Source organism: Yersinia aldovae ATCC 35236 (assembly GCF_000173735.1).
Lineage (GTDB): Bacteria > Pseudomonadota > Gammaproteobacteria > Enterobacterales > Enterobacteriaceae > Yersinia > Yersinia aldovae.
In genome coordinates this window covers 97,933-123,651 of record NZ_ACCB01000003.1, presented here as the reverse complement: position 1 = coordinate 123,651, position 25,719 = coordinate 97,933, and the positions used below count along the sequence as shown (strand labels likewise).

The window sequence follows — 25,719 nt, the reverse complement described above, 5'->3', positions numbered from 1 at the left end:
TCTAGCCCTTAATACCGTAATGACGCAGCATAGCATCCAACTGCGGCTCACGGCCACGGAAGCGCTTGAACAGAGTCATTGGCTCCTCGGAACCGCCACGGGATAGAATATTATCGAGGAACGACTGGCCGGTTGTGGCATTGAAAATACCGTCCTCTTCAAAGCGTGAGAAAGCATCAGCAGAAAGCACTTCCGCCCATAAGTAACTGTAATAACCCGCGGCATAGCCACCGGCAAAGATATGGCTAAAGGCATGTGGGAAACGGCCCCAGATTGGCGATGGTACTACCGCGACCTGTTTTTTCACTTCATACAGCACAGGCAGAATCTGTGCGCCGGTCAGTGGATCGAACTCATAATGCATCCGGAAATCGAACAGGCCGAACTCCAGTTGGCGCAGGATAAACAGTGCCGCCTGATAGTTTTTCGCCGCCAGCAGCTTATCCAGCATCTCTTGTGGCAGTGGCTCATCGGTTTCGTAATGACCGGAAATAAACGCCAGCGCTTCCGGCTCCCAGCACCAGTTCTCCATAAACTGGCTTGGCAATTCCACTGCATCCCACGGCACACCGTTGATACCCGAGACACCAGCAGTATCAATTTGGGTCAACATATGATGTAAGCCATGACCAAATTCATGGAACAGGGTAGTCACTTCGTTATGGGTGAACAGTGCTGGTTTGCCGCCCACTGGCCCGTTAAAGTTACAGGTTAGGTAAGCGACAGGTTTTTGTAATTGGCCATTCGCCAGCCGCAGACTGCCGACACAATCATCCATCCACGCACCGCCACGCTTGTGTTCGCGGGCATACAAATCCAGATAGAAGCTGCCGCGCAGCTCACCGCTGGCATCATATAGCTCGAAGAAACGCACATCCGGATGCCAGGTATCTACATCGTGGCGTTCTTTGGCTGTAATACCATAAATGCGTTTAACCACTTCAAACAAGCCTTCCAGCACCCGCTGTTCCGGGAAGTAAGGCCGCAGTTGTTCATCGCTGATAGAGAACAAGTGCTGTTTTTGCTTCTCAGAATAATAAGTGATATCCCACGCGGCTAACTCACTGACACCATAATGTTTTTCAGCAAAAGCGCGTAATTGAGCCAGCTCTTCTTCTGCCTGTGGACGAGCGCGTTTCGCCAGATCGTTCAGGAAGCCCAGTACCTGTTGTGGGCTTTCTGCCATTTTGGTCGCCAGCGATTTATCGGCATAACTGTTAAAGCCCAGCAGTTGTGCCAGTTCATGACGTAACGTTAGGATTTCGGCCATGATTTCGCTGTTATCCCATTTGCCTGCATTCGGCCCTTGATCAGAGGCGCGAGTAGCAAAAGCGCGGTACATCTCTTCGCGAAGTTCTGCGTTATCGGCATAGGTCAGCACCGGCAAGTAACTCGGCATATCCAGCGTCAGCAACCAGCCATCCTGTTCTTTGGCTTCAGCCATCGCTTTGGCGGCGGCCAATGCACTTTCTGGCAAACCGTTCAGTTGCTCAACATCAGTTATCAGTTTGCTCCAGCCCATCGTGGCATCAAGTACGTTATTGCTGTAGGTAGAACCCAACTCAGACAAGCGAGCAACGATTTCGCCATAACGTTTTTGTTGCTCAGGTTCCAAGCCAATACCGGATAACTGGAAGTCACGTAGCGCGTTTTCTACCGCTTTACGCTGTGGAGCGGTTAGAGCGTCAAACCCCGGCCCTTCTTTCAAGCTGACATAAGCCTGATATAAGCCTTTGTGCTGCCCCACCCAAGTGCCGTACTCAGACAGCAAAGGCAAGCTCTGTTCATAGGCAGCACGCAGCTCTGGGCTGTTTTTGACCGAGTTCAAATGGCCGACCGGCGACCAGATGCGCGATAAACGGTCATCCGATTCAGCCAGCGGCTGGCACAAATTATCCCAAGTGAAAGGCCCAGATTGGGCGACAACCCGCTCCACCGCTTGACGGCATTCATCCAGAGCGGATTTCACCGCAGGCACGATATCTTCAGGGCGAATAGCAGAAAATGGCGGCAGGGAGAACGGGGTCAACAGCGGATTTGTCATAAAGAAGTCCTGATTGTTTTTTGAATTTCAGCGCCAGACAATGCCCAGCAACAGAGAATAAATTACGTATTAATAATTAAGATGAGGTCTGTCAGTATGAAAATCAATGGCTGACGGCTTAAATTGGTCAATCAACAGCCTCAACCTTTCCATTGCGTAACGGTGAGATTTTTATCACCAATTAATGCTTTTCACTTTTTATCCACCAGACAGTTTATACTAGTTGCCATAATGTGTTGGCTGCGGTGACTGACAACGATGTTTTGTCGCATTCACAAAGAAAGGCCGCAAGAAACACTGCCGCAATGTACAGACATATCAATTGGTTAAAATAAAATGTTAAGTTACCGCCATAGTTTTCACGCCGGCAACCATGCCGACGTCCTTAAACACACCGTTCAAAGCCTGATTATTGAGTCTTTGAAAGAAAAAGAAAAACCTTTCCTTTATCTGGATACCCACGCGGGTGCTGGTCGCTACCAATTGAGCGGTGAACATGCTGAGCGCACCGGTGAATACCTTGAGGGTATCGGCCAACTGTGGCAACGCGATGATTTACCAGATGATTTAGCGCCGTACATGAGTGTAATCAATTACTTTAATCGCAATGAGAAACTACGTTACTACCCAGGCTCACCGTTGATTGCTCGCCATTTACTGCGCGAATATGACAAAATTCATCTGACCGAACTGCATCCCAGCGATTATCCGTTGCTGCGTAATGAATTTGCCAAAGATGAGCGAGCCAAAGTGCAGCGAGCCGATGGTTATCAACAGATTAAGTCACAATTACCGCCGCTATCACGCCGTGGTTTTATCCTGATGGATCCGCCATATGAGATGAAAACTGATTATCAAGACGTGGTAAAAGGTATTCAGGAAGGCTATAAACGTTTTGCAACGGGCACCTATGCATTATGGTATCCGGTGGTTTTACGCCAGCAAATCAAACGCTTGTTACGGGATCTGGAAGCCACCGGCATCCGCCGTATCTTGCAAATTGAGCTGGCCGTGCGCCCGGATAGCGACCAACACGGCATGACCGCCTCTGGCATGATTGTAATTAACCCGCCGTGGAAGTTGGAACAGCAAATGAATACGCTATTGCCGTGGTTGCACAAGGCACTGGTGCCGTCCGGTCATGGCCATACACTGGTGAAATGGGTAGTGCCGGAATAACTCTTTCCTAAATGAATCACCTATCAGAGCCATTGATGCATAAAGCTTTATCAAGCGCTACACTGATAGGCAATTTTTTAAACGACTTGGAAACGACACTGATGACCAAACATTACGATTATCTGGCAATTGGCGGCGGCAGTGGCGGGATCGCATCGATCAACCGGGCTGCCATGTATGGCAAAAAATGTGCGCTGATCGAAGCTAAACAGCTCGGCGGAACCTGTGTAAACGTCGGTTGTGTGCCAAAAAAAGTGATGTGGCATGCCGCACAAATTGCGGAAGCCATTAAATTGTATGGCCCGGATTACGGTTTCGACACCACAGTGAACCATTTCGATTGGAAAAAGCTGATTGCTAACCGTACTGCTTACATTGATCGTATTCATCAGTCTTATGAGCGTGGTTTAGGCAATAACAAAGTTGATGTGATTCAGGGTTTCGCTCGCTTTATTGATGCGCACACCGTGGAAGTGAACGGCGAGAAAATCACCGCCGACCACATCCTGATCGCCACCGGTGGCCGCCCAAGCCACCCGGATATTCCTGGAGCAGAATACGGGATTGATTCCGATGGCTTCTTCGAATTGGACGAAATGCCAAAACGGGTTGCCGTGGTCGGTGCCGGTTATATCGCGGTAGAAATCGCGGGTGTACTCAATGGCTTAGGCACAGAAACACACCTGTTTGTACGCAAACATGCACCACTGCGTACTTTTGATCCGTTGATTGTTGAAACCCTGCTGGAAGTGATGAACACCGAAGGGCCGAAACTGCATACCGAAGCGGTGCCAAAAGCGGTTATCAAAAATGCCGATGGCAGCCTAACGCTGCAACTGGAAAATGGCACGGAAGTGACTGTCGACCATCTGATTTGGGCAATCGGCCGTGAACCGGCAACCGATAACCTGAATCTGCCTGCCAGTGGTGTCAAAACCAATGACAAAGGCTATATCGAGGTCGATAAATTCCAGAATACTAACGTCAAAGGTATCTACGCTGTTGGCGATAATACCGGTGCGGTAGAGCTGACGCCGGTCGCCGTGGCCGCAGGCCGCCGCTTGTCGGAACGCCTGTTTAATAACAAGCCAGACGAGCATCTGGATTACAGTAATATCCCAACCGTGGTATTCAGCCACCCACCAATCGGGACGATTGGCCTGACGGAGCCGCAAGCACGCGAGAAGTTTGGCGACGAGCAAGTTAAAGTCTACAAATCGTCGTTCACCGCCATGTACAGCGCCGTGACTCAACATCGCCAACCTTGCCGAATGAAGCTAGTCTGCGTGGGTGCCGAGGAGAAGATTGTCGGTATCCACGGCATCGGTTTTGGTATGGATGAAATTCTGCAAGGGTTCGCTGTCGCCGTGAAGATGGGCGCGACCAAGAAAGATTTCGACAACACCGTTGCTATCCACCCCACTGCCGCTGAAGAATTTGTTACTATGCGCTAAAGCCTGAGAAAGGCACGTCTAAGGCTATGAACTGCAAGGTTTATAGCCTTTTTATTGGGCATATGAAAAGGCCAGAACTAAGCTCTGGCCTGATGATAAACCCTTTACCTACTTTCGTGATTTAGAAGCTCACTTTCACACCCAGATTACCGGCATAGCCATCCATGTTGCCGTCAAAAGCTCGTTGGTATTTCACATCGGCATAGATATCAACATTGCTGTTCACCTTAGCAGTGACACCCGCACCGCCCTGCCAATAGGTTTTGCTAAATTCAGGGCGCAGACTTACCGTATCAACCGTCACCTGAGGGTTTTTGCCCAACTGATATACCACATCAGTAGACAGATAAGGTTTTATCGCCTGCTGTTTGGTTGCTTCGCTAAACACACGGACTCCGGCACGCGCCTGACCAACAGAGTAAGAAGTACCATTGACACCAGAAATCTCATCATTAAAGCTGTTCAGATTCAGGTATTGGTACTTTAGCTGCCCTTGCGGTTCTACTTTCCAGCTACCCACGATTGGATACGCCTGACCGACTTCGGCAGACATCGCCACACCATAACCGTTCTGGTTGGCATCATGTTGGCTCTGATAACTGTTGCGATAGAGCGTCCCTTGACCAACAAGGTCAACATAGCCACCTTGCTGCGTCATTAACGTGTAGTAACCACCCAGACCATAAGCATCGGTTTTAATCTTACCGGTATTCACCGATAACTCAGGGCGTACTGCCCGCGCCTTATCTTGCGTGTCAGTTTCCTGTTTACCCAACGTTATCATGATACCGGCTGTCGCCTGAGTTCCGGCGGAATTCTCAGCTTGATAGATATCATGGCCTAATTGAGCAAACCAGATGTCTGAATCATAACTAAAACGGCCCGCATCAAAGTTATTGTGCTGCCCGCTTACCCGCCCCCAGGAATCCTGATTAAACCCCTTCGCCGCACCTTCAGCCGAACCACGACGCTCGTGCAAACTACCCAGCGTTGTAAAACCGTAGAATGCATTTAACCACGGTGCAGCAATATAGCCCGGTACTTCACTGCGATAAGCGGTGTCAGGTGGTGTTGGGGGTAAGGTCGGGGTGACGACATCAGGTTCACTCGGATCAACAGGCTTCACCACTTCAGGTTTATTCGGATCCACAGTAATAACCTCACCCGGATCAGTCGGGCCAACAGGGGTCAAATTAGACTGCAAGTTCCAGCTATGTTCATCAATCTGGTATAAGAAATACTGATAAGCACCGGCGACCACTGAGTTGCTCATGGTGAATTGCCCATTACTGGTATCACCATCAACCGTAATCAGGTTTATCCCTGCGCCGGTGGTTAATGCCCCCAGCCCACCTTGATTCACCACCCAAACATAATGATCACCGGTCGCATTCCCTGTCACATGCAATTTATCTGCGGGCGAGCTGTCATCACCTAAATACGCATTGAAGACAAAACTGCCATTGCCGGAGAGATTGCTATTAATGGTTAAGGTGCTGAAACTATTCCTCGGTGAACGTGTATTTAGATTACTGCTCGCCGGGATAAAATTCATCTGACCTAAAATATGCATCGACTCAACATCAGCATCGCCAGTCAGATTCCAAATACTGCTGCTATCAATATCAATACTTTTGGCATTATGTGCCGCGCCGGTCCAAACCGAGCTGTCCTTCAGCGTTAAATTAACATTGTTATGTTCTTCCGCCTGAAGATCGCCCACCAGTACCGCATGGTTATTGGCATTAAGATTAACGTTACTGATGATATTTAACGGGGAGGCAACCGTTCCGACGTTAGTGCTGGCATTGACCAATAATCCGTTGCCACCGGTTAACTGCGAACCGTTATTCACATCAACATTGATATTGGCACCATAAGCACGAATACCAGCACCGTTCTCGCTGATAACCTGAGCGTTATCCAACGTAACCTTGCTATAAACCGCATTAGAGCCTGTGGCATAAATCCCACCCGCATTCATACCGGTGGTCGTAATTCGGCTGTCTTTCAGTGCGATAGAACTGCTGGTCTGAGTCCACAAAGCATAAGCACTGGCACCGGTCGATGTTGCGGTGACATTCTTGGCATTAATAGACGATCCCGCAAACGTGCCGAGAACCATGCCTGAAGCACCGGTAGTATCGATGGCCGCCCCGGTCAGATTAAGGTTACCGCCACGCGCAGCGGTCGCCCCAATGCTGCCAACCCCGGCGGTTGAAATGACCATATCTTTGGCATCGAAACTCAGTTCAGAATAGATACCATGCGAATTATTCCCTTTGGTGATTGCCGTCGTATTCTCTACAACCGCCGTACCACGGTTCTCAATAGCCGTCGCATTCGCCCCTTCAGTAACCACGACGGTATTCTTAGCCTTAAACGATGAGGTGTTATCGGGAATCCAAACCCCTGTCGCATTATTACCTTTTGAGTGATAGGAGCCGCCATTAACGGTGAGATCAGCGTTCATGTTCACGTTAAGCATCGTCGCGCCACCGCTGTTAGACACAGCATTGACGTTATTTAGTATGATAATGGCTTTATTACTAAGGCTGTTACCCATCGCCCGCAATACACCACCAGAAGCTAACTCGATGTTCGCATTGCTGATAGTGGCTTTACCGGTAATGTCGAGAACTTGAGCAATATTGCCCGTCGCGTTCAGGCCCTCCATGACAATAGATGAATCGCGACCAACAGTGACACCCGCGTAGGCATTATTCATATTAATAGAGGTATTATCTAAGGTAGCGTTGATACCGCCGTAACCAATATAAATGCCAGTACCACTGGTACTATTGGTGTTATTAATGGTGTTGTTCGCTCCACTGAGAGTACTCCCCAGGTCATTCAGATAAATACCATAGCTACCACCGCCACTGGTATTGACTGTCGTATTATTAACCGTCAGATGAGTACCACCCGAACCCGAAATGCCATAAGCGGATGCGCCACTAGTAGAGATTACGGTGCCATCAATGTCAGCTCGGCTGCCCAAACCCGTCGAGGAAACACCGTAAGCTGAGGAGCCTGTCGTCGTTATCGTCCCCCCCCGTAAGATGACAGTACCTTTGCTATTGCTGATACCACTCGCAACCACACCCTCAGTCTTGATAGCGGCCCCATTCAGGTTCAGAGTACCGCCATTGGTCACATTAACGCCGTTGGCCCCGCGTCCCGTAGTATCAATAGTGACATCTGAAGCGCCCGTAATGGTGCTGTCGGTGCCTTGTACCAGGACGGGCGACAGGTTGTCACCGCCTGTACCATAGCCACCAGAAATTGAAACAGAGCTACCATCTGTTACACTAGCCGTCTGTGCCGCCCAGCTATGCAGCGGGCTTAAAAGTGGCACCAGTAAACTGGCCAACAGTGTTTTACTAAAACGTGGTGACAGGGTTGTTCTGTTTTTTTTCATGGTGATAACCTGAATTTTGACAAAATAATTCAAATAGAACAATTTCTTATCTGTTCGCTATTTATCGCTTCCGGTTGCATTATTTATATTTAATCGCGAGGTTTCATTCCAAGAAAAAAATTAACCCTACCGTACTTATTAATGTATTTATTTATCGGTAAACATGACATAAGATAAAGCCACCACCCACGTAGGAACCTTCCCACAAAAATATAATTACATTATCAATCAATTAGTTGATGTTTGCATTTTCAGAATTTGTCACATCCATTCTAATACTTTAAAAATAGATTTATTATTTATATAAAAAACTTTCCTTATGAAGTGAGAGTGATTCTTATTAAGGAGAACCTATCGAAGAAGGAGAATTTAACTTCACTGGGACTTTTTATCTTTAAGATTTTTGCCCATGACAATAATATTCATCTTAATATAATGAATAACTATATTTTCCATGAGAGGCCCCTGCTATCTCATACTCTGTTTAATTTATAACGCGCATATGAAGGAATAAAGATGGGGTGTCAGCCGCCCTCGATTTGTGATAGCCCGCGACTCTGCTATTATCAACAGATAACCCGCATTTGAATGTCATATTTTGTAGAATAATCATCTGCATAAGGCATGGATTAAGGCCACCGAGGAGAATTATGCCGAACGCACCAAGCCCCCCCCTAATACCACGGGTTGCCAGCCTTGAAACTGGCAAAAAAGCTATTTCTCACCTAACGCGTCTGAGTCATCGCATTAAAGCGTATCCGCCTATTGCCCATATTATCCGCGCAACAGACCGCTTTAATGACCGGCTGGGTAGCCAGTTTGGGGCTGCCATCACTTACTTTTCTTTTTTATCACTCATCCCGATTTTGATGGTCTCTTTTGCCGCAGTCGGGTTTGTACTAGCATCAAACCCTGACTTACTGGCGGGGTTAATTAACAAAATTGTTAATACCATCAGTGACCCGACTTTAGCCGCAACACTCAAAAATACAGTGAACACGGCAATCCAACAGCGCACCACCGTCGGGCTAACCGGCCTGGCTATCGCACTGTATTCAGGTATCAGTTGGATGGGGAATTTACGCGAGGCGATCCGTGCTCAGTCGCGCGATGTGTGGGAACGTAATCCACAAGATCAGGAGAAATTCTATTACCGCTATGCGCGCGATTTTGTTTCACTGACCGGGTTGGTCATCGCGCTGATAATTACGCTCTCATTAACCTCGATTGCAGGCGCGGCGCAGTCTGCGATTGTTAATGCTCTGGGTTTAGGTGGTATTGAATGGCTGCGCCCGGTGATGACTCTGATTGCGTTATCAATATCTATCGCAGCAAATTATCTGTTATTTTTATGGATATTCTGGATTCTACCGCGCCATAAACCGAAGAAGAAAGCATTGCTACGTGGGACACTGATTGCGGCTATCGGTTTTGAAATCATTAAGTTTATTATGACAATGATGCTACCTCGCCTTGCCAGTTCACCGTCCGGTGCGGCTTTTGGTTCGGTGATTGGCTTGATGGCTTTTTTCTACTTCTTTGCCCGTCTCACCTTATTCTGCGCCGCCTGGATTGCCACGGCACATTATACAGAAGATGAAACCTTGCCTCAGAAAGGCAGCAGCAACACGGCACAATAGCCTTAAAAGCCCTTATTGTTTACCCAATAAACCCGCCAGAACGCCTCTAAGGGTAAAAACCCATAATGATAAATAAGCATTATCGGGTTTGCCCGCCCCTCGAGTTTATCACTACACTATTGGTTCATTACGATCATGGAGGGTCATCAATGCCTCGCTCTATAAAATGCCGTAGGTACTTACTTATATTACTTGCCGTTGTTGTACTGGCTGCCTTGCTGATATATCAATTTCGCTTCAGTAATGCTGATGCACTGTGGAAAATTGTCAGTCAGCAATGTGTTCCCAATATGGAGACAAAGCACAACCCGCAACCTTGTATTGAGGTCAACACGCAAGCAGGCTTTGTGGTGTATAAAGATATCCACGGCCCGTTGCAGTATCTGCTGATGCCGACCGCAAAAATCAGCGGTATAGAAAGTTCACAGTTGATGAATATCGATAGCCCGAATTACTTCTTTGACGCCTGGCAAGCCCGCCACTTTATGGCTGATAAATATGGCGCACCGATTGAAGATGCGAATATCTCGCTGGCCATTAACTCAAAGTATGGCCGCAGTCAGGATCACTTACATATCCATATCTCCTGCCTAAAACCACAGGTAAAAGCCGCTCTCGCGACACATAACCGTGATTTCCGTCAGCAATGGCAACCACTGCCCGGCGGCTTGCTTGGACACGATTATTTGGCTCGACGCACTACAGCCGACGAACTACAGCAATCGGGGGCGTTTCGTCTGTTAGCTGATGAAGTTGCGGGAGCAAAAGAAGATATGGGCCGTTATGGCATGGTAATGACCGTATTACCTGACGGGGATTTTCTGTTACTGGCAAGTCAGGCGAGCCTGGCGAAGTTGCATCGTGCATCGGTGGAAGAGTTGCAGGATCACGATTGTAAATTGCTATATCAACCACCGACACACTAACTTATCTCCCCTTGCGACTTGAAGCCGCCGGAGCCGGTATTAACTGCGGCGCCAATGACTTTGGGTCCATTTTTATTGCTCTATTTCTTTTGCTTCATTTTTTGCAGTAACGGGGTACATTGATTCTCCGCCCCCTCACTGGGGGAGACCAACGCCAGCAATGCGGCCGCCGGTGTCAGGGCGACACCCAACACCGCGGCCACAGCACCACGGGCAATGAGTGGACCAGCTTTGACACCGGCATCCGGTTGCTTAAATGTCCCTTTTACATACAGCGGAGAGCGCAGTGTCAAAATGCGCAGCCCCTTGCTTTCCGGATCGATAGATAAATCCAGCCGCTCGGTGGCAAAATTTATATTCCCCGTGATATTGATAATGGCGCTTTCGGTATCGAGAACAAACAGACGTGGTATCGCCAATCCATTGCGCAACTGAATGTCAGCTGCCGCGCAGTTAATTTTTACCTCATCATCACCAAATAGCTTCGCCACCAGATAGTTACCGACATTTAAGCCAAGTAACTCCATCAAACTGCGGCTAATCAACCCCTGATTCAGCAGGAGCCGCAGATTGCCGTTACTGGTTGCCAGCAGTGCGGCCACCGAGTTACCCCTGGCAGTAAAGGAGGCGTCACCGTTCATTTGCCCCAGGCTTTTACGCATCGATTGCACTTGTGGCAATAGCTCTTTTAACTGTAAGCGGCGGGCATGTAGATCAATTTTGCCACTCATCGGCGTGGTATTACCATTTAGCCGCAGAGTAGCATTGAGGTTACCGCCAGCCATGCCAAAATGTAGTGGGTCGAGCAATAACTCGCCGTTATTCAGCATGATATGAGTATTTAAATCACTCAACGGCAGTGATTTATCTCGCTCAATTCGTTTGGCTGAATAAGTCACATCCGCATCCATAGCTGCCCAGCTTCGGGTATCGAATTTCTCGTTCGGCAATACCTTATTGCCCGGTTGACGGTTGCGCTCACCCCGATTGGCTTTCTCCTGATTGGAGTCTGCGCCGATCAACGGAGCCAAATCAGCAAAACGTAATTTCTCCGATAACATTTTTCCGGTTAACGTGGGCCGCGGTTGGCTGGCGGTATAGGTCAGGCTGCCGTGAATATCACTGTCACCAATTTTTCCGTTAAAGTTTTCATAGTGATAAACCGCGCCACCCGCCTGTTTAAGCCTGGCAATCAAGCGCCCGTCAGTGTTGTAAGGGGGGGTGGCGGGCAGTAACACCCCAATAAGCGGATAGAGATTATCCAAACTGGCTCCGGAAAACGTCAATTGCAGATCCAGCCCCGCCAAATTGCTGGGGTCACTTAACGTACCGGCGATAGCCACTCGGGTTGAACCAGAGCGCACATCAGCTTGTATTGGGAAGGGGATATCAGCATCATTCATTGATAGCATTCCGCCAATTTTGCCACTCCCGGTCAATGGCTGACCTTGATATTTGCCGTCAACCTTCCAACCAAAAACATAATCAGGCATAGGATTTTCAACCAAATTCGCCGTTTTCCCCTTTTTCGCATCACTACGGTTACCGGTGACTTCGGCAAACGGCAGCGGTTTACCCAACGGATCGATCACCGCGTGCAGATCTGCTTTCAGGATGGCGTCTTGCAGATTTATCTCACCGCGATCAAAAACAATGTCATTGATATTCACCGACCAAGATGAAGGGGATGAATTCTCCCCCTCCAAAGGGTGATTTGCCAGATTGAAAGTCCAGTTATTCTTGCCATTGGCCAGACGCAGCAGCTTGGCGTTAGGCTGTGTCAGCCAAATACGGGGGATGTACACCTCCCGGCCCAGTAACGCCAATAGCGCAATGCTGGCATCAACCCGTTGGAGCGTTACCATCTCCCCGGCGGGGAATGCCGCGGATTCAGATATCTCTTTGGCTGATTTATCACTGTTCGGTTTTGTATCGCTGACCAGATTAGTCGGATTGCCCAAGACTAGATTTTCTGCATGAATTTGCGGCCAGGGCACCCAGCGTCGCCAACCGGGTTCATCACCTTTACGTGTCCAGTCCACGCCTAAATTGCCGCGAATAGCAAAAGGCCGCTGCAACTCGGCAGACACTTTCTCATTGATGGTTGGCTTCAAACGGTTCCAGTCAAAGGTCATCACAAAAATCACCGCCGCTACCAGCAGCAGCACGATAAACCCACCCACACCAGCCAGCACTTTTCCGGTTTTAGTCATAATAGCTCCATGCCCATTTTAAAATAGCTAAACCCACAACCAAAACGAGTTTAAACGAGGGTTATTCGCAGTATTTTAATCGAATAATCAGTCTGGAAAATCCGTGACCGATTCATTGTGCGGATTTAGAACAGTACATTAACCATAGTCGATGCTGGTTTAGAGTCCATGATAGTGATGTTTCAAAACCACCATTAATGGCAGCAGAAATCAGTGATGCAGGCAAGCAACACGGGGAGGTAAGAGTCTATTTATCAGAAAATATTAACCACAAAACAACATGGGGAGTGCCTGTAATCTATCAAATGAGGTGGGGCGGGAAAGGTAATAACCCTGTGCGGCGGCGGCATCAGAGCGTTGAACCATTGCCCACTCTTGCGAGGTTTCTACCCCTTCAACAATCACACCTTTACTGTAGCGATCCATTAAGGTGATCAATGTGAAAAACAGTTGGTTGCCGACTTCACTTTCTTGCAGCACGATAAACAGATCTCTGGCCACTTTGATGTATTCATAGCGCCAGCTAAGAAATGAAGTGAAATTTGCTAGCCCGCTACCGAAATCATCGAGCCATAGTCGGTCAGCTTCAGCAATGCGTGCAAAAGGTGTGTCCGAAGAGGTATCCACATGCTCCAATAGTTCAAAGCGAATATATGGCATGGCATCGATAAGCCGTTTAGCCTCTATATCATCCTGCATGGCCATTAACGCCTGACCATCAATGTTGATTGAAACTAACACCGAATGATGGACAAATATCTGATGCCACTGCTTAACCATTTTCAACTGCTCCAGCACCACGTCCAGACGTGCGCGAATACTGATAGCGTTGAAATAGTCCTCCGGAGACAAGCGGGTGTCCGGTGATGAAGGGTGAAAAACAGCCGTGAGCAACTCGATCGCCAACAACACCCCAGACGTGCGATAGATAGGTTGAAAAGTGTACCGGCGCTGACATTGCCGCCAAAAGTTCTGTCCTTTAGAACGATCCATAGCGGCAAAGGATGGCGCTAGTAAACCTGATACTCTATTGGTCATCATCAGTTTAGTCGCCATGTTTTAGGGCATCAGATAGCATTGGCAATAGTTATAAATAGCAATACATATTGCCGCCCATCTGATGAGATCACTGTCGTGAACAGTTTTCCTTCTGGTGATGTTATCGACTCATGTGACCAGAACTTTATATCGCAGTACGACAGATTATTACGCCGCAGTATGATGGCACCGCACATGAGAGCCATCTATTATAGTCATAGACCTGATAATGCTATTGATATTAATGGAGACAAACATGCCTTACGTAAATATAAAAATCACTCGTGAAGGGGCAACTGCCGAGCAGAAAAAGCAGTTGATCGCGGGAGTCACCCAGTTATTGGTCGATACTTTGGGTAAAAATCCAGCCACCACGGTAGTGGTTATTGATGAAGTGGATACGGATAACTGGGGTATTGGCGGCCACAGTGTGACTGACCTACGAAAATCGTCATAGTCCTGAGCGGCTGTTGTTATGATCAAATCTGCGGGAAACTTGTCAGTTTCCCAATCTATATCATAAAAAATATAAAACGTCGTTTTAATCCTATTGACTCTGATTAAGCCAGCAGTGAGACTAGTTCTATATCATCCCCATCACTGATACATATTCATAAATAGGCCAGCTTTCCATGACCAGCAAAAATATTGCCGTTATCGGCGAATGCATGATTGAACTATCACAAAAAGGTGCCGACCTGAGCCGAGGTTTTGGCGGTGATACACTGAATACAGCGGTGTATGTGGCGCGCCAGGTGTCAAAGCAGGCCCTGAATGTACATTACGTCACGGCACTGGGTATTGATAGTTTCAGTAATGAGATGCTGGCCGCATGGCAGCAAGAGAATATCCAAACAGACCTTATTCAGCGTATGGAAGATAAATTACCGGGGTTGTACTTCATTGAGACAGATAGCACCGGTGAGCGCACCTTCTATTATTGGCGCAATGATGCCGCAGCCCGCTTCTGGCTAACCAGCCCACAGGCGGACGATATCTGCCAACGCCTGGAAAAGTTTGATTATCTGTATCTCAGTGGCATCAGCCTGGCGATTCTCGACCGTGCTTCACGCCAGCGCCTATTGAAATTGCTGCACGCCTGCCGTGCGAATGGTGGCAAAGTTATCTTCGATAACAACTATCGCCAACGCTTGTGGCAAAGCACGCAAGAGGCGCAGGAAGCCTACCGCGACATGCTGTCCTGTACCGATATCGCCTTCCTGACACTTGACGATGAAGATATGCTATGGGGCGTAACGCCGCTGGAGCAGGTCATTGACCGCACTCAGGCGCTAGGGGTTAGCGAGATTATTATCAAGCGTGGTGCCGACTCTTGTATCGTTTGGGTAAAAGATGGCTTTAAAGCGCAGCAGTATGATGTGCCTGCGGTTAAATTACCGAAGGAGAAAGTCGTCGATACCACCGCAGCAGGGGATTCCTTCAGCGCCGGTTATCTGTCCGTTCGCCTGACGGGTGGCTGCGCCGAAGACGCGGCGTTACGTGGCCACTTAACCGCCAGCACGGTAATCCAATATCGCGGCGCAATCATCCCTCTGGCGGCCATGCCGGCTGTTTGAACATTTGCGCAGCGAAGTTATTGCTACGAATAACGACACAATCATCTCAGGCGTTGCGAGCAACGTCAGTTTAGGTACGGGCAGCGCACAGTCACCGGTACGTACACATAGTACGTGGGGATGACGAGCACTGCCCAATCCTAATATGGCGAAACGCAATAACCGCCCAGGGAACCCTTTATTGCGCCGTTGTTGGTGTCATAGGTGCCGTTTCAGTTGCCAGCGTTGGCGCAACCTCTTCAGGCACAGGGCTGGACGGCGTCATAATCGCGTTATACGCATCCTGCAATGCCTTGACATTCACCTCTGGCTCGCCTTTGGGTTGCGTCAGGATTAGCGTGGTATCTTGCGATAACTGCTGCTTCAATTCCTGATTCAGTTCGGCCAACGTCAGGCCAGATAAGAATGCCTGACGCAGCTTCTGGTACTGCTCCGGTGCGATATCGACCACACCGCTTTGCTGCGAGCGCAGACGTTGGCTCATCAGGATATCGGTGTCAGTGCGCGCATAAGTGGCAAACAACTTACTCAGTTGATCGTTCTTCTGCACCATCAGCGCATCAAACTCCGCCTGACTCAGGCCATTAGTGCGTAAGTTCACCAACTCGCGGGCGACAAAGTTCATCCCCGAGGTCAGATTCTCTGTCGGCGTATTCAAGTGAATAGCACATTGAGCACGCTGATATTGCACCCGACAATCAAAACCCAGCTTCAGGTTTTTCTGATCGCCCTTTTCCAGCACTTGTTGAATATGCCAAAACAGCGCCTCACGGGCTAAATCACTGCGCCAGTAGCGGCTTAACGCTTGAGAATCTTGGATCGGGTGCCACGGGGTGTCCCACATCAACGACAACGTGTCCATTGCCGCCTGTTCGCTCATCAGGCTCACTGGCTGAGGTGGCAGTGGCGCTAACATCGCGATAGGGGCTGGTGTGGTGCGTTTCCCTTTTAGCTCAGAGAAGGTTTTACCAATTTGGGCAGAGATACTGCGGCTATCCACATTACCGACGATGTACAGCGTCATCGCATCTGGGGTATACCATTGATCATAAAACTGTTTTAGCTTCTCAACATCGACGGGGATTGCCACAGGTTGGCCCGGATCATGGCCCATCAAAGAAGAACCTTTAAGGCGATAACGCCACCAGGGTTCCTGAATGTTTTGCGGGAAAGTGGCGATAGGATCAGCCGCAGTGTTCAGCGCGGCATTAATCGTTTGCTCATTCACCGCCAACTTGCCACTGGTATCAGACAACCAGGCAAGTGCTTCTTTCATCAGGTCAGGGCGGTTATTAGGCAGGCTTAAACTGTATAACGTGAAATCATAAGACGTAATCGCCGGTGGCAATGGGCGTTCGTTATCAACCCCTTGCTGCCATAGCGACTGAAGTTGTGCGGGAGTGAAACTCGCGCTGCTCATTAATGCCAGGCGTGGCAACAAATGGGCAAACCCCACTTGCTGCGTACTTTCAGATAATGAGCCAGTACTCACGACCAGGCGTAACTCGACGCGGTCGCTTGGGCGCTGCGGCGTAGCCAGCAACTGCCATGAGAACCCGTTTTCCAGCTTACCTTGCTGCCAGGCAGGATCGGGTTGTAGTGCTTCAGCCTGCACGTTACTGCTGGCAGCGACCAACAATAACCCACCAACTATAAGACGAATTCTGGTGCCCTGCATGTGAACCCCTACTTAATAAACTATCCAATTTTAACCCTTCTTACATGAAGTTACAGCGGTGTGAGCGGCTCTCGTTACTCAGCCCATCCACGAACCTCACTTCTATGAGGCCGCTGCAACCCCAATAACGTTGGGTATAAACAATACAATCCTTACGTGAACCATGCGTGTCTTCATGCAAATTGTCACAGTGAGAGCGGAACATGGGAGTGTACCATTCTGTTAGACCTCATGCTTTTGCGGATGTCACTCATCAATGTAAAAAATAGTATTGAAACGCCAAACTGTGCAAGAAAATGGGTGGTGAGATATGATTTTTGGGGCAAAACGCAGAGGTGCTACCGGTGATAGCAAACCACCGGTAGCAAATTGGAAGGATAAATCGCCTAAAGTGACCGATTCTGAAACACCCTATCAGGAAGGATAAACCTCTTTATTCAGTTGATTAGGTGGCGTTTTATTGGACAATACAGCCTGTAATTGGTCGTTATCCAATTGTTTACACCACTTGGCGACCACGATAGTTGCAACACCATTCCCCACCAGATTGGTCAGTGCGCGCGCCTCAGACATAAAGCGGTCGATACCCAAAATCAGCGCCAGCCCAGCCAAAGGTAAATGCCCCACTGCCGATATCGTTGCCGCTAATACAATAAAACCGCTGCCTGTGACCCCTGCGGCACCTTTAGAAGAGAGCAGTAGTACCACCAGTAATGTCACCTGATGAATAACATCCATCTGCGTATTGGTCGCCTGAGCAATGAACACCGCAGCCATCGTCAAGTAAATAGATGTGCCGTCGAGGTTAAATGAGTAACCGGTTGGGATGACCAGCCCCACCACCGATTTCTTACACCCGGCTTTCTCCATTTTATCCAGCATCCGTGGCAGCACAGACTCAGAAGATGAGGTGCCCAGCACGATCAGCAGTTCTTCTTTGATATAGCGGATAAATTTGAAAATATTAAAACCGTTGAATTTAGCAATAGAGCCCAGCACTACCACCACAAACAGGATACAGGTTGCATAGAAGCAGATAATCAACTGGCCCAACTGCACCAAGCTGCCCACACCATATTTACCGATAGTAAATGCCATCGCACCGAAAGCCCCAATGGGTGCCAGGCGCATGATCATATTGATAATACCGAAGATAACGCGCGAGAAGCTTTCGATAACATTAAAGATTAGCTGACCTTTTTCACCTAAACGGTGCAGGGCAAAACCGAACAAAACCGCGAACAGTAATACTTGCAGAATATTGCCACTGGCAAATGCACCCACCACGCTACCAGGAATAATATCCAGCAGGAACGGCACTATCCCCTGTTGTGAGGCTTGTTCGGCATAAAGTGCAACCGCCTTAGCATCCAGCGTCGCCGGATCGATATTCATACCCACACCGGGTTGCACCACGTTAACGATGACCAGGCCAATCAGCAGCGCAATGGTACTCACAATCTCAAAATAGAGCAGCGCGATGGCGCCCGTGCGCCCAACCGCTTTCATACTCTCCATGCCCGCGATACCGGTTACGACGGTACAGAAAATCACGGGTGCAATAATCATTTTAATGAGTTTAACAAACCCATCACCCAGAGGTTTCATCTGAGCACCAATATCAGGGTAGAAATGCCCGAGTAGAACGCCCAGAGTAATCGCCGTTAACACCTGAAAATAAAGACTTTTAAAAATTGAAGCTTTCATAACATGTCCTTTTGGATAAATACACGGCAGCCTGTCGCATTGCTCTCTGTGTTGATTTAGTAACACTTCTTTTTTGTCCGTGCTTGCGCGGAAAATAACACCCTCATAACAATATGGAAATTATTAGTTGCGCTGGATTGTACCCTTAGCTCGAAATTAAGAACTGAAACGCTTCAAGCGAAAGTAACAACAAGGAGAACCGTCAAATCAACTGGACATTGGCCGGGAATTAACCCAAAAGGATTAATCTGTAGGAGCATGTAAAATGGAGGTACTGGCAGCAAGAAGAGATCCAGAGCCAAGGGGGTTTTAGGTGTTGAGGGGATTAATCAAACGGTTGGTAGGGTTAGGCGAAGAACAAGATATCCCCATCGAAATTGAAGGGTATTGCCAAGTTAAGTAGCATTTTTCCTAACCCAGCGAGTGAGTTTCAACAATGAGGACGGCTAACAACGCTGTAGCATCAAACGCGCGGGATCGGGATATAGCGGGTTTCAAATTCTGCACGCGATAATGGCGGAGCAAACAAGAACCCCTGACCACATTGAATATCATGCGCAAGCAGCCATTGGCGCTGCTCCTCTGTCTCAACGCCCTCTGCCATCACCCGCAGCTTCAGCACATCGGAAATTGAGCTAATAATTCGCGCCATCGCGTCATCTTCTGGCAAATGTTTCACGAAGCTTTTATCGAGTTTGATCATATCGATCGGTAAGCCTTTCAAGTGGTTGAGATAGTGCAAACTTGAATACCCCATACCAAAATCATCCAGAGCAATAGACAGGCCAAGGCTCTGTAATTCACCGAACAGCGTCAGTGCGTTATCCAGATCTGGAATACGGGCCGTCTCGGTGATCTCAAGCAACAATCGATTGGCATCAATATCATAGCGTTCGATAACACTCGTCAGATACGGCAGGAATTGATCATTTTGCATCTGCAAACCTGAGATATTTACCGCCAGTGTCAGGGTTACCCCCTGCGCCTTCCAGTCAGCCAAAATGCGGCAAGCCTCTCCCAGCACCCAATTCCCTAGCGGCACCATCATGCCACTTTGCTCTATCTGAGGGATAAACTCTGAAGGTGAGCGATAGCTACCATCGGGTTGACGCCAGCGTAGCAGAGCCTCCGCACCGATAAGCCGCTGTTCTTTCATGTCCCATTGTGACTGCAAAAACAGGGTGAAATCGCCGTTTTCAATGGCTTGTATGAGGTCATTCTCCTGCTCAAGGAGGGTCTTAAACAGCGTGCGATTGGCCAACTCAGCAACCGGAAAGCGTGCACTAACACGGCTCATGTCTGTATAAGCCTCCGCTAATAGCTGTTGATTGCGATTGTAATTATGCACCAACACTCCCAGCTCATCATCCTGATGATGGGCGGGTAAGGTGAGTTGATGCAGCAGCACCCCCTGTTGACCAATATTTTCCAGCTCTTTCGCCATCGCCCGGAGTGGGTGAATAATCAGGCGATTAATACACCAGGCGATTGATACAGATAAAACCAATGCCAGCAGTAAATATGTCGACAACATGGCCGACAGGGTACTGATAATAAACTGATACATGCGAAATGAGTCAGCACGCAAGACCAGATGCGCCAAGGGCTGTGGATTCGCCGAGACTCGCTCCAGCGAATACAACGGCACCGTTATCTCGACTGGCAAGGCGAAAATGCGTTTGGCCCAGCGAGGAACGGGGCGTTCGGTGGGAAAACTGGCGTGTAACACCTGGATTTGGTTCGGTAAAATGACATCGGCACGGCTAAGAATGCCTATCGGTAACAGGCTATTAAGGATTTTTTTAGCTTGTGGGATATCCACGCTAAGTATGGCTTCAGACAGCGGCTGGCGCACAGAATAGGCAATACTTTCCAGTTGCCTGGCGTAGTCATCTTTGCGCTGCTGCACAAAGTGGAATAACTGAAGGACGATAAAAATGCAGATGGTCACCAGTGCCACAACGGTCACCGCTGCCATTTGCTTAATCGTTAATGAACGCCTTACCCGCAAACTCGCTCTCCGCCAATTCCGACTGAATAGATTAAAATAGTTGCCACCGTGATTTGGCCACTGGTCGATTCTGTCTGAGTATACTCGATCGCTTACAGATTTTATCTTGCGATACCAAATCGGGGGGCAAGAATACCGTGGGTTTAGGTCTTTTCCTATCAGGATCGCAACATCAGAGTGCCATTTCTCACTCTGACGTTGTTTTTTTATTCAAATCATTACGGCAGAGGCTTACTTAAAATCTGAATATGGCGCGAGCGGTTGTGGCGGCATATCCAAATCACCCTGCCAACCGGCCATCGAGTAACGCAGGTAAATCAACGCATGGCTTGGGGTATAGTCTTTTGCCTGCTGGATATCAACCCCGGCTCCCAGTGTCCAATGAGAACTAAGTCTACGTTCAATCAACGCGCGCAGGGTATAACCAACCCCATTGCTGCTGTCGCCGGAATCATAAGCATATCGGTCTGGAATGGGCTGAATACTGTTGTTCAGCAAATTTTGCAGTGGATAACGCGCCTGATCACTGGTGGCAGCATGTGAAACGGAGACAGACCCTCCCAGCTCCCATGACCAGTTATCCGTCCGCTGGCGGTAGTTTACCGGAATCGCCAACGAGAGATATTGCTGCGGGCTGTAATAACCCCCCTGACCTAATGTGTAGCCACTGAGGTCTTTTTGATAGTGCCACCACATGCCATTTAGCCCGACCGTGAAGCGACGGTTATTTTCGTTGATAAGCTTGTAGTAGTAACCGGTCATAAAGCGCACTCGCTGGTTATCGGCTACATTTTGCCCCGTCAGATAATGGTAGCTTAAGTCACTCCAAACGCCGCTCGACTCACCACGGTCATAACTGGCCCCCAGACTAACGCCGTTAGCGCGCACGCCGCCCCAAGTCACATTGGTATTCGGATCTTTAGCTCCGGCAAAGGCCAGTATCGAACTGGATATTGGCCGACGAGACGCGGTGGCTGTCCAGCCAATTTTATTCCAGCTATTGCTGTAAGCTAGCCCACCGACCACATCAACGATGTCAAATCCCATCGGCGTGGTGCCGATATCGGTTTCCCAGCGCTCATTTTGCCAGCCAACGGCAACACTGGTACCCGTTGCCCGTTGGTGCATATTCGCCTGGCAGGGAATTTCAGTTCGGTAACAAGTGCCGGCTTTATAGCGGGTGTTGGCATCGAAAGTCCCGGCATCCATGTGCACGGTATCCGTGCGGAAGAAGGCGCGACCATCGGCCAGCGAAGTATCCACCTGTAGCATGGTGTTGTAGGCGCTGAGGTCAGAAACCCCTTCCGTGCCGCTAGATTGTAGGTAGTCTTGATCGAGGGTAACGCGTGTATCCTGCTGGCGATAAAGGTCAGCAGCATCTGAACGAACCCCTCGCTTCAGCCAATCATCCGTGGCCTGGTTACGGGTTAACAAAGTATAGCTGTCGTTATCCGCCGGCAGGATTGGTGTAATACCACTCGCAACCATTGCGTGTTTATAATCCTCTTGTGCCGCCACCGGCTGGCCCTGCGACTGGGCTAATCGGGCTGAATCGCGCAACAGCAGCGCATTTTCCTGCGATACCCCCCCCTTGGCCGCGGCGGGTTTTAAACGTTGGAAGATATCGGCCGCCTGCTGTGGCTCCCCCACATCACGCCAGGCATTAGCGACCCGGCGTTGGGTGTTCAGGCTAGCCCCCTCAGTAGAAAGTGGTTCAGTCTGCAAATGCTGGCGCGCTTCGCTGAGGCGACCTTCGGCAATATAGGCTTCAATCTCACCCAAACGGGCGTCGGGGTTTTGTGGCTCACGCGCCCGAACGTGTTGATAACCGGTCAGTGCTTCACTGTAATCGCCGCGCTCCAGTGCCCAATCGGCCAGCGTCAAATCAATTTGTGTGTTAGCCGGCGGTTGTTGATGCAATATCGCAATGGCACCGGCTTCATCACCGGCGGCCCGTTGCTGGCGGGCCTGTGTCAGTACTTGATCCAATTTCAGGCGCTTATCTAACTCGCGAATATTATCGTTCCACTGCGCCGTTGGTAGGGTTGCTAAATGCGCCAATGCCTGACTATCGCGGTTGGTGCTGGAAAGGTAAAGCGCGTAGGCATAAACCTGTTGTGGATCGCCGGGTTTAAGCTTTGCCAATTGGCGGAACTGAGCATCGGCCTCTGGCAAATGTTTGTCCTGCTCCAGCGCTTGTGCCAACCGGTAGGTTATCCAGACATCATCCGGTGCCATCTTTTGTGCCTGACGGTATTTCTGCGCCGCCTGATGCCACTGTTGTTGTGCCGCTAATGCCTCGGCCTGCTGTTTTAGGATATCCAGTTGCAAGCTGTTTGATGTGTCTCGCATGTTTGTCTGCTGACTGCGCGGCAGGCTATTCAGATAACTCAGCGCCTTCTGCGGTGATTCTCGCTGATAAATATTGGCCAGCCCGCGCACCGCGCTGCTGTTTGATGGCTCCAACCGTAGCGCCTGCTGATAATATTGTTCAGCACTTTTATCATCATGGCGGGCTACCGCCACATCGCCCAGACCAATGAGCGCATAGCTGTCACTGCCATCAATTTGCCGCGCTTGTTGGTATTTTTGTAGCGCCCGCGCCGTATCACCCGCTTTCAGCGCTTTATCGCCTTCATCACTTAGCAGCCAGTAACGGTTGGTTTTTATCAGGCTCGTCCATTTATCACTATTCAGCCCGTCTTTATCTGCTTTCTGCGCCTGTTCAAATAGCCGCAACGCCTGAACACGGTCACCGCTACGTGCATAAGCTAGACCCAGCGCACCCAGTAGTTCAGGATCATTGGGGGAAACAGCCAAAGCTTGTTTCAATGCAGGAATAGCGGCTGTGCCGCCGCCGCTGTCTACTTTAGCCAAGCCACTTAAACGCGCCTGATAAGCAGGATCAGCCAACATAGCCTGTTGGCTCGCCAGCGTTTTACGCGCGCTATCAGCCTGAGGGCCGGAGGAGAAAACACCGAGGAAATGGGTCAATGCCGCGACACTTTGTGGGCTAACGGCCATCGCCTTGATCGTATTCATCCATAACTCTGCGGCATCCGCATTACCCACCGGGTCAGCGGCCACTTTTTCCAGCATGGCATAGCCCTGCGCGTCTTTTTGCTGGCCGAAATATAAACGCGCCAGCGCCATGCGCAGCTGAACATTACCGGGAAATTGCTGGTCAAGTGAGGCCAATTTCTGTGTAGCAAGTGGCTCTTGCCCCGGTAAACGGGCCACCAGCCGCCAGTATTCCACGGCCAAATCCGGTGTCGGTGACTGACCTTGCAGTAGCTGATCATATTGCGCTTTGGCTTCGGCCAAACGCCCAGCCGTTGCCAGCAGACGCGCCTGCTGCAATTGCTGCCTAACGTCCGGTTTGGTCAGCGCCAACAGCATTTTCGCTTGCTGATAAGCGGCTGAATCGGGAGCCAACTGTTGCAGTTTATCTAGCTGTTTTTGCGCCTCAGCCAAATTGCCCTGCCGCAACGCCTGACGTATTCCTGCCGCGACCACGTCGGGGTTATTGGGGTCCATCATGTTCAGTCGATACAGCGATTGCTTCACTAACTCGTCTTTATTGGTCGCCTCGCCCAGACGTACCTGTTCGAGTAAAAACTGGGTAGGTGAGACTGATTCAGCCCCTTCAGCATGACAAATAAAAGCTTGCGGCAGTAATGCCAGACCTAACAGCCACTTTATTTTAATGTTGCGCATCGACCGTTCCATGAAGGTTGTAACTCACCCAGACGATTAAAACGATAACGATTCTGTGACCATCCTTGCCCAAAGAGTGTCAGAACCGCGCTGTAATAAGCATCATCACCCGGTGGTGAATCCTGCACCCGCTGTTGTTGCAGGGCAAGGGTCTGCTTATCAAACGGCATCGAGCTGCTGGCTAAAAAAGGCAGTAACGCAGCCGAAAACCCTACCGGCCCGTTACCACGGGTTTTACCGGTGTTAGTGTCAGTTTTTTCCGGTGGCAGCCCTTGTTGCTGAGTAATGGCCGCCATAGGTTGGAAGCGCTTGATCAACGCGGCTTTTTGCGGGCTATTATCGGATAACATGCCCGCCCACAAATAGCTGCGAATGGCATCGTAACTCCCCACATTCGGTTTTATCTCGTCCGGTTGCCAACCTTTGCCTTTTTGCCACACCACCCAATCCGGCGCAAAACCACGGGGGGCGGTTTCCAGCCATAGGCGCTGATTCACATCAATCATTGCTTTCCACGGCCCAGCTAAAGAAGCAAACCGCGCTAACAACTGTGGGGGCAAATAACTGGGGTTGAGCCGCCAGTAGTCGCTACCATTAAAACCCATTTTCCCCGGTAACAGCATCTTGCCAAGACCGGGGATACTGACCACTTCTTCTTTGGCAATACGCTGTAGTAACAAGGTGCCCATCGTTTGATAACGGCGGCTATCCCATAACCGCCCGGCTTCCAGCAAATTGTATGCAATCCATAAATCGGCATCCGAGGCTGAGTTAGGGTCCAGAACACCCCAGTGATGTTGCGGACTTTGCCCCCACAACCAGGCGGGCAAACTGGCAGTAAGATCACCAGCCGCCAGATTATTTTCCGTCCAGTTCAATAACCGATCAAAGGTTGGCCGGTCGTTAGCAACCAAAGCGAAAAACAATCCATAACTCTGCCCTTCAGAGGTAGTGATTTTCTGCGGGCTGCTGGGGTCAATAACCCGCCCACTGTCGCTAATGTAAGCGTGTTTGAACTGCTGCCATGCAGGCCATTCACACGCTGCCGCACTACCAAAACTGGCAAGCAGCAGCATGGTGCATACCAGTCGTTTAAACATCACGACCATCTGCA

At 49.5% G+C, this 25,719-nt stretch carries 15 protein-coding genes; 6 read left to right on the top strand and 9 right to left on the bottom strand.

Annotated elements, in window-relative coordinates; all coding sequences use genetic code 11:
* Position 1: 1 nt before the first annotated feature.
* Entirely contained in the window at positions 2-2,044 is a 2,043-nt protein-coding gene (gene prlC, locus YALDO0001_RS02615; protein WP_004699592.1) for an oligopeptidase A, read from the bottom strand.
* 336 nt (positions 2,045-2,380) lie between these two features.
* Between prlC and YALDO0001_RS02610 the strand changes: the two genes are divergently transcribed.
* Both YALDO0001_RS02610 and gorA read left to right on the top strand, forming a co-directional pair.
* Entirely contained in the window at positions 2,381-3,223 is an 843-nt protein-coding gene (locus YALDO0001_RS02610) for a 23S rRNA (adenine(2030)-N(6))-methyltransferase RlmJ (RefSeq protein ID WP_004699591.1), read from the top strand.
* A 101-nt stretch (positions 3,224-3,324) separates the two neighbouring features.
* Positions 3,325-4,677: a glutathione-disulfide reductase gene (gorA, locus tag YALDO0001_RS02605; RefSeq protein WP_042839323.1), complete on the top strand. Its 1,353-nt coding sequence runs from the start codon at positions 3,325-3,327 to the stop codon at positions 4,675-4,677.
* Positions 4,678-4,798: 121 nt separating this feature from the next.
* On the opposite strand, the gene YALDO0001_RS02600 is transcribed toward gorA, so the two are convergent.
* On the bottom strand, positions 4,799-8,098 hold the full coding sequence (locus YALDO0001_RS02600; protein WP_042839310.1) for an autotransporter outer membrane beta-barrel domain-containing protein: 3,300 nt from the start codon (positions 8,096-8,098) through the stop codon (positions 4,799-4,801).
* Positions 8,099-8,748: 650 nt separating this feature from the next.
* Between YALDO0001_RS02600 and yhjD the strand changes: the two genes are divergently transcribed.
* Positions 8,749-9,738 carry an inner membrane protein YhjD gene (gene yhjD / locus YALDO0001_RS02595; RefSeq protein WP_004699588.1) on the top strand — a complete coding sequence of 330 codons (990 nt, stop codon included), beginning with the start codon at positions 8,749-8,751 and terminating at the stop codon, positions 9,736-9,738.
* Between the two features lie 149 nt (positions 9,739-9,887).
* Positions 9,888-10,664 (top strand): CDP-diacylglycerol diphosphatase, encoded by a 777-nt coding sequence (locus YALDO0001_RS02590; protein WP_042839309.1) that lies wholly within the window; start codon positions 9,888-9,890, stop codon positions 10,662-10,664.
* A gap of 80 nt (positions 10,665-10,744) precedes the next feature.
* Here YALDO0001_RS02590 and YALDO0001_RS02585 read toward each other — a convergent pair whose 3' ends face one another.
* Both YALDO0001_RS02585 and pdeH read right to left on the bottom strand, forming a co-directional pair.
* Positions 10,745-12,877, bottom strand: a complete 2,133-nt coding sequence (locus YALDO0001_RS02585) for an AsmA family protein (RefSeq protein ID WP_004699586.1) — start codon at positions 12,875-12,877, stop codon at positions 10,745-10,747.
* Between the two features lie 264 nt (positions 12,878-13,141).
* Entirely contained in the window at positions 13,142-13,933 is a 792-nt protein-coding gene (pdeH, locus tag YALDO0001_RS02580) for a cyclic-guanylate-specific phosphodiesterase (protein WP_042547436.1), read from the bottom strand.
* Between the two features lie 238 nt (positions 13,934-14,171).
* On the opposite strand from pdeH, the gene YALDO0001_RS02575 reads away from it, so the two are divergent.
* Entirely contained in the window at positions 14,172-14,372 is a 201-nt protein-coding gene (locus YALDO0001_RS02575) for a 2-hydroxymuconate tautomerase family protein (RefSeq protein WP_004388926.1), read from the top strand.
* Between the two features lie 175 nt (positions 14,373-14,547).
* Positions 14,548-15,492, top strand: coding sequence for a 2-dehydro-3-deoxygluconokinase (gene kdgK / locus YALDO0001_RS02570; protein ID WP_004699584.1), 945 nt, complete (start codon positions 14,548-14,550; stop codon positions 15,490-15,492).
* 178 nt (positions 15,493-15,670) lie between these two features.
* Here the strand turns inward: kdgK and YALDO0001_RS02565 are convergent, their stop codons facing one another.
* The 5 genes from YALDO0001_RS02565 to bcsZ all read right to left on the bottom strand — a co-directional run bounded on the left by YALDO0001_RS02565 (position 15,671) and on the right by bcsZ (position 25,714).
* Positions 15,671-17,170 (bottom strand): M16 family metallopeptidase, encoded by a 1,500-nt coding sequence (locus tag YALDO0001_RS02565; RefSeq protein WP_004699583.1) that lies wholly within the window; start codon positions 17,168-17,170, stop codon positions 15,671-15,673.
* Between the two features lie 414 nt (positions 17,171-17,584).
* The gene (locus YALDO0001_RS02560) at positions 17,585-18,877 is read right to left on the bottom strand and encodes a dicarboxylate/amino acid:cation symporter (RefSeq protein WP_004699582.1); all 1,293 of its coding nucleotides are present in this window, start codon (positions 18,875-18,877) and stop codon (positions 17,585-17,587) included.
* Positions 18,878-19,340: 463 nt separating this feature from the next.
* A complete protein-coding gene (locus YALDO0001_RS02555; RefSeq protein WP_082167862.1) occupies positions 19,341-20,888 on the bottom strand; it encodes an EAL domain-containing protein in 1,548 nt (515 codons plus the stop codon).
* Between the two features lie 231 nt (positions 20,889-21,119).
* The gene (bcsC, locus tag YALDO0001_RS02550; RefSeq protein WP_042839308.1) at positions 21,120-24,605 is read right to left on the bottom strand and encodes a cellulose synthase complex outer membrane protein BcsC; all 3,486 of its coding nucleotides are present in this window, start codon (positions 24,603-24,605) and stop codon (positions 21,120-21,122) included.
* Positions 24,587-25,714, bottom strand: coding sequence for a cellulose synthase complex periplasmic endoglucanase BcsZ (gene bcsZ / locus YALDO0001_RS02545; protein WP_042839322.1), 1,128 nt, complete (start codon positions 25,712-25,714; stop codon positions 24,587-24,589). Before bcsZ ends, bcsC begins: the two co-directional genes overlap by 19 nt.
* Between the last annotated feature and the right edge of the window lie 5 nt (positions 25,715-25,719).

Bases quoted from the DNA above. Each gene is read 5' to 3' on its own strand.
- prlC (WP_004699592.1), bottom strand. From the start codon at position 2,044: ATGACAAATCCGCTGTTGACCCCGTTCTCCCTGCCGCCATTTTCTGCT.
- YALDO0001_RS02610 (WP_004699591.1), top strand. From the start codon at position 2,381: ATGTTAAGTTACCGCCATAGTTTTCACGCCGGCAACCATGCCGACGTC.
- gorA (WP_042839323.1), top strand. From the start codon at position 3,325: ATGACCAAACATTACGATTATCTGGCAATTGGCGGCGGCAGTGGCGGG.
- YALDO0001_RS02600 (WP_042839310.1), bottom strand. From the start codon at position 8,098: ATGAAAAAAAACAGAACAACCCTGTCACCACGTTTTAGTAAAACACTG.
- yhjD (WP_004699588.1), top strand. From the start codon at position 8,749: ATGCCGAACGCACCAAGCCCCCCCCTAATACCACGGGTTGCCAGCCTT.
- YALDO0001_RS02590 (WP_042839309.1), top strand. From the start codon at position 9,888: ATGCCTCGCTCTATAAAATGCCGTAGGTACTTACTTATATTACTTGCC.
- YALDO0001_RS02585 (WP_004699586.1), bottom strand. From the start codon at position 12,877: ATGACTAAAACCGGAAAAGTGCTGGCTGGTGTGGGTGGGTTTATCGTG.
- pdeH (WP_042547436.1), bottom strand. From the start codon at position 13,933: ATGGCGACTAAACTGATGATGACCAATAGAGTATCAGGTTTACTAGCG.
- YALDO0001_RS02575 (WP_004388926.1), top strand. From the start codon at position 14,172: ATGCCTTACGTAAATATAAAAATCACTCGTGAAGGGGCAACTGCCGAG.
- kdgK (WP_004699584.1), top strand. From the start codon at position 14,548: ATGACCAGCAAAAATATTGCCGTTATCGGCGAATGCATGATTGAACTA.
- YALDO0001_RS02565 (WP_004699583.1), bottom strand. From the start codon at position 17,170: ATGCAGGGCACCAGAATTCGTCTTATAGTTGGTGGGTTATTGTTGGTC.
- YALDO0001_RS02560 (WP_004699582.1), bottom strand. From the start codon at position 18,877: ATGAAAGCTTCAATTTTTAAAAGTCTTTATTTTCAGGTGTTAACGGCG.
- bcsC (WP_042839308.1), bottom strand. From the start codon at position 24,605: ATGCGCAACATTAAAATAAAGTGGCTGTTAGGTCTGGCATTACTGCCG.
- bcsZ (WP_042839322.1), bottom strand. From the start codon at position 25,714: ATGGTCGTGATGTTTAAACGACTGGTATGCACCATGCTGCTGCTTGCC.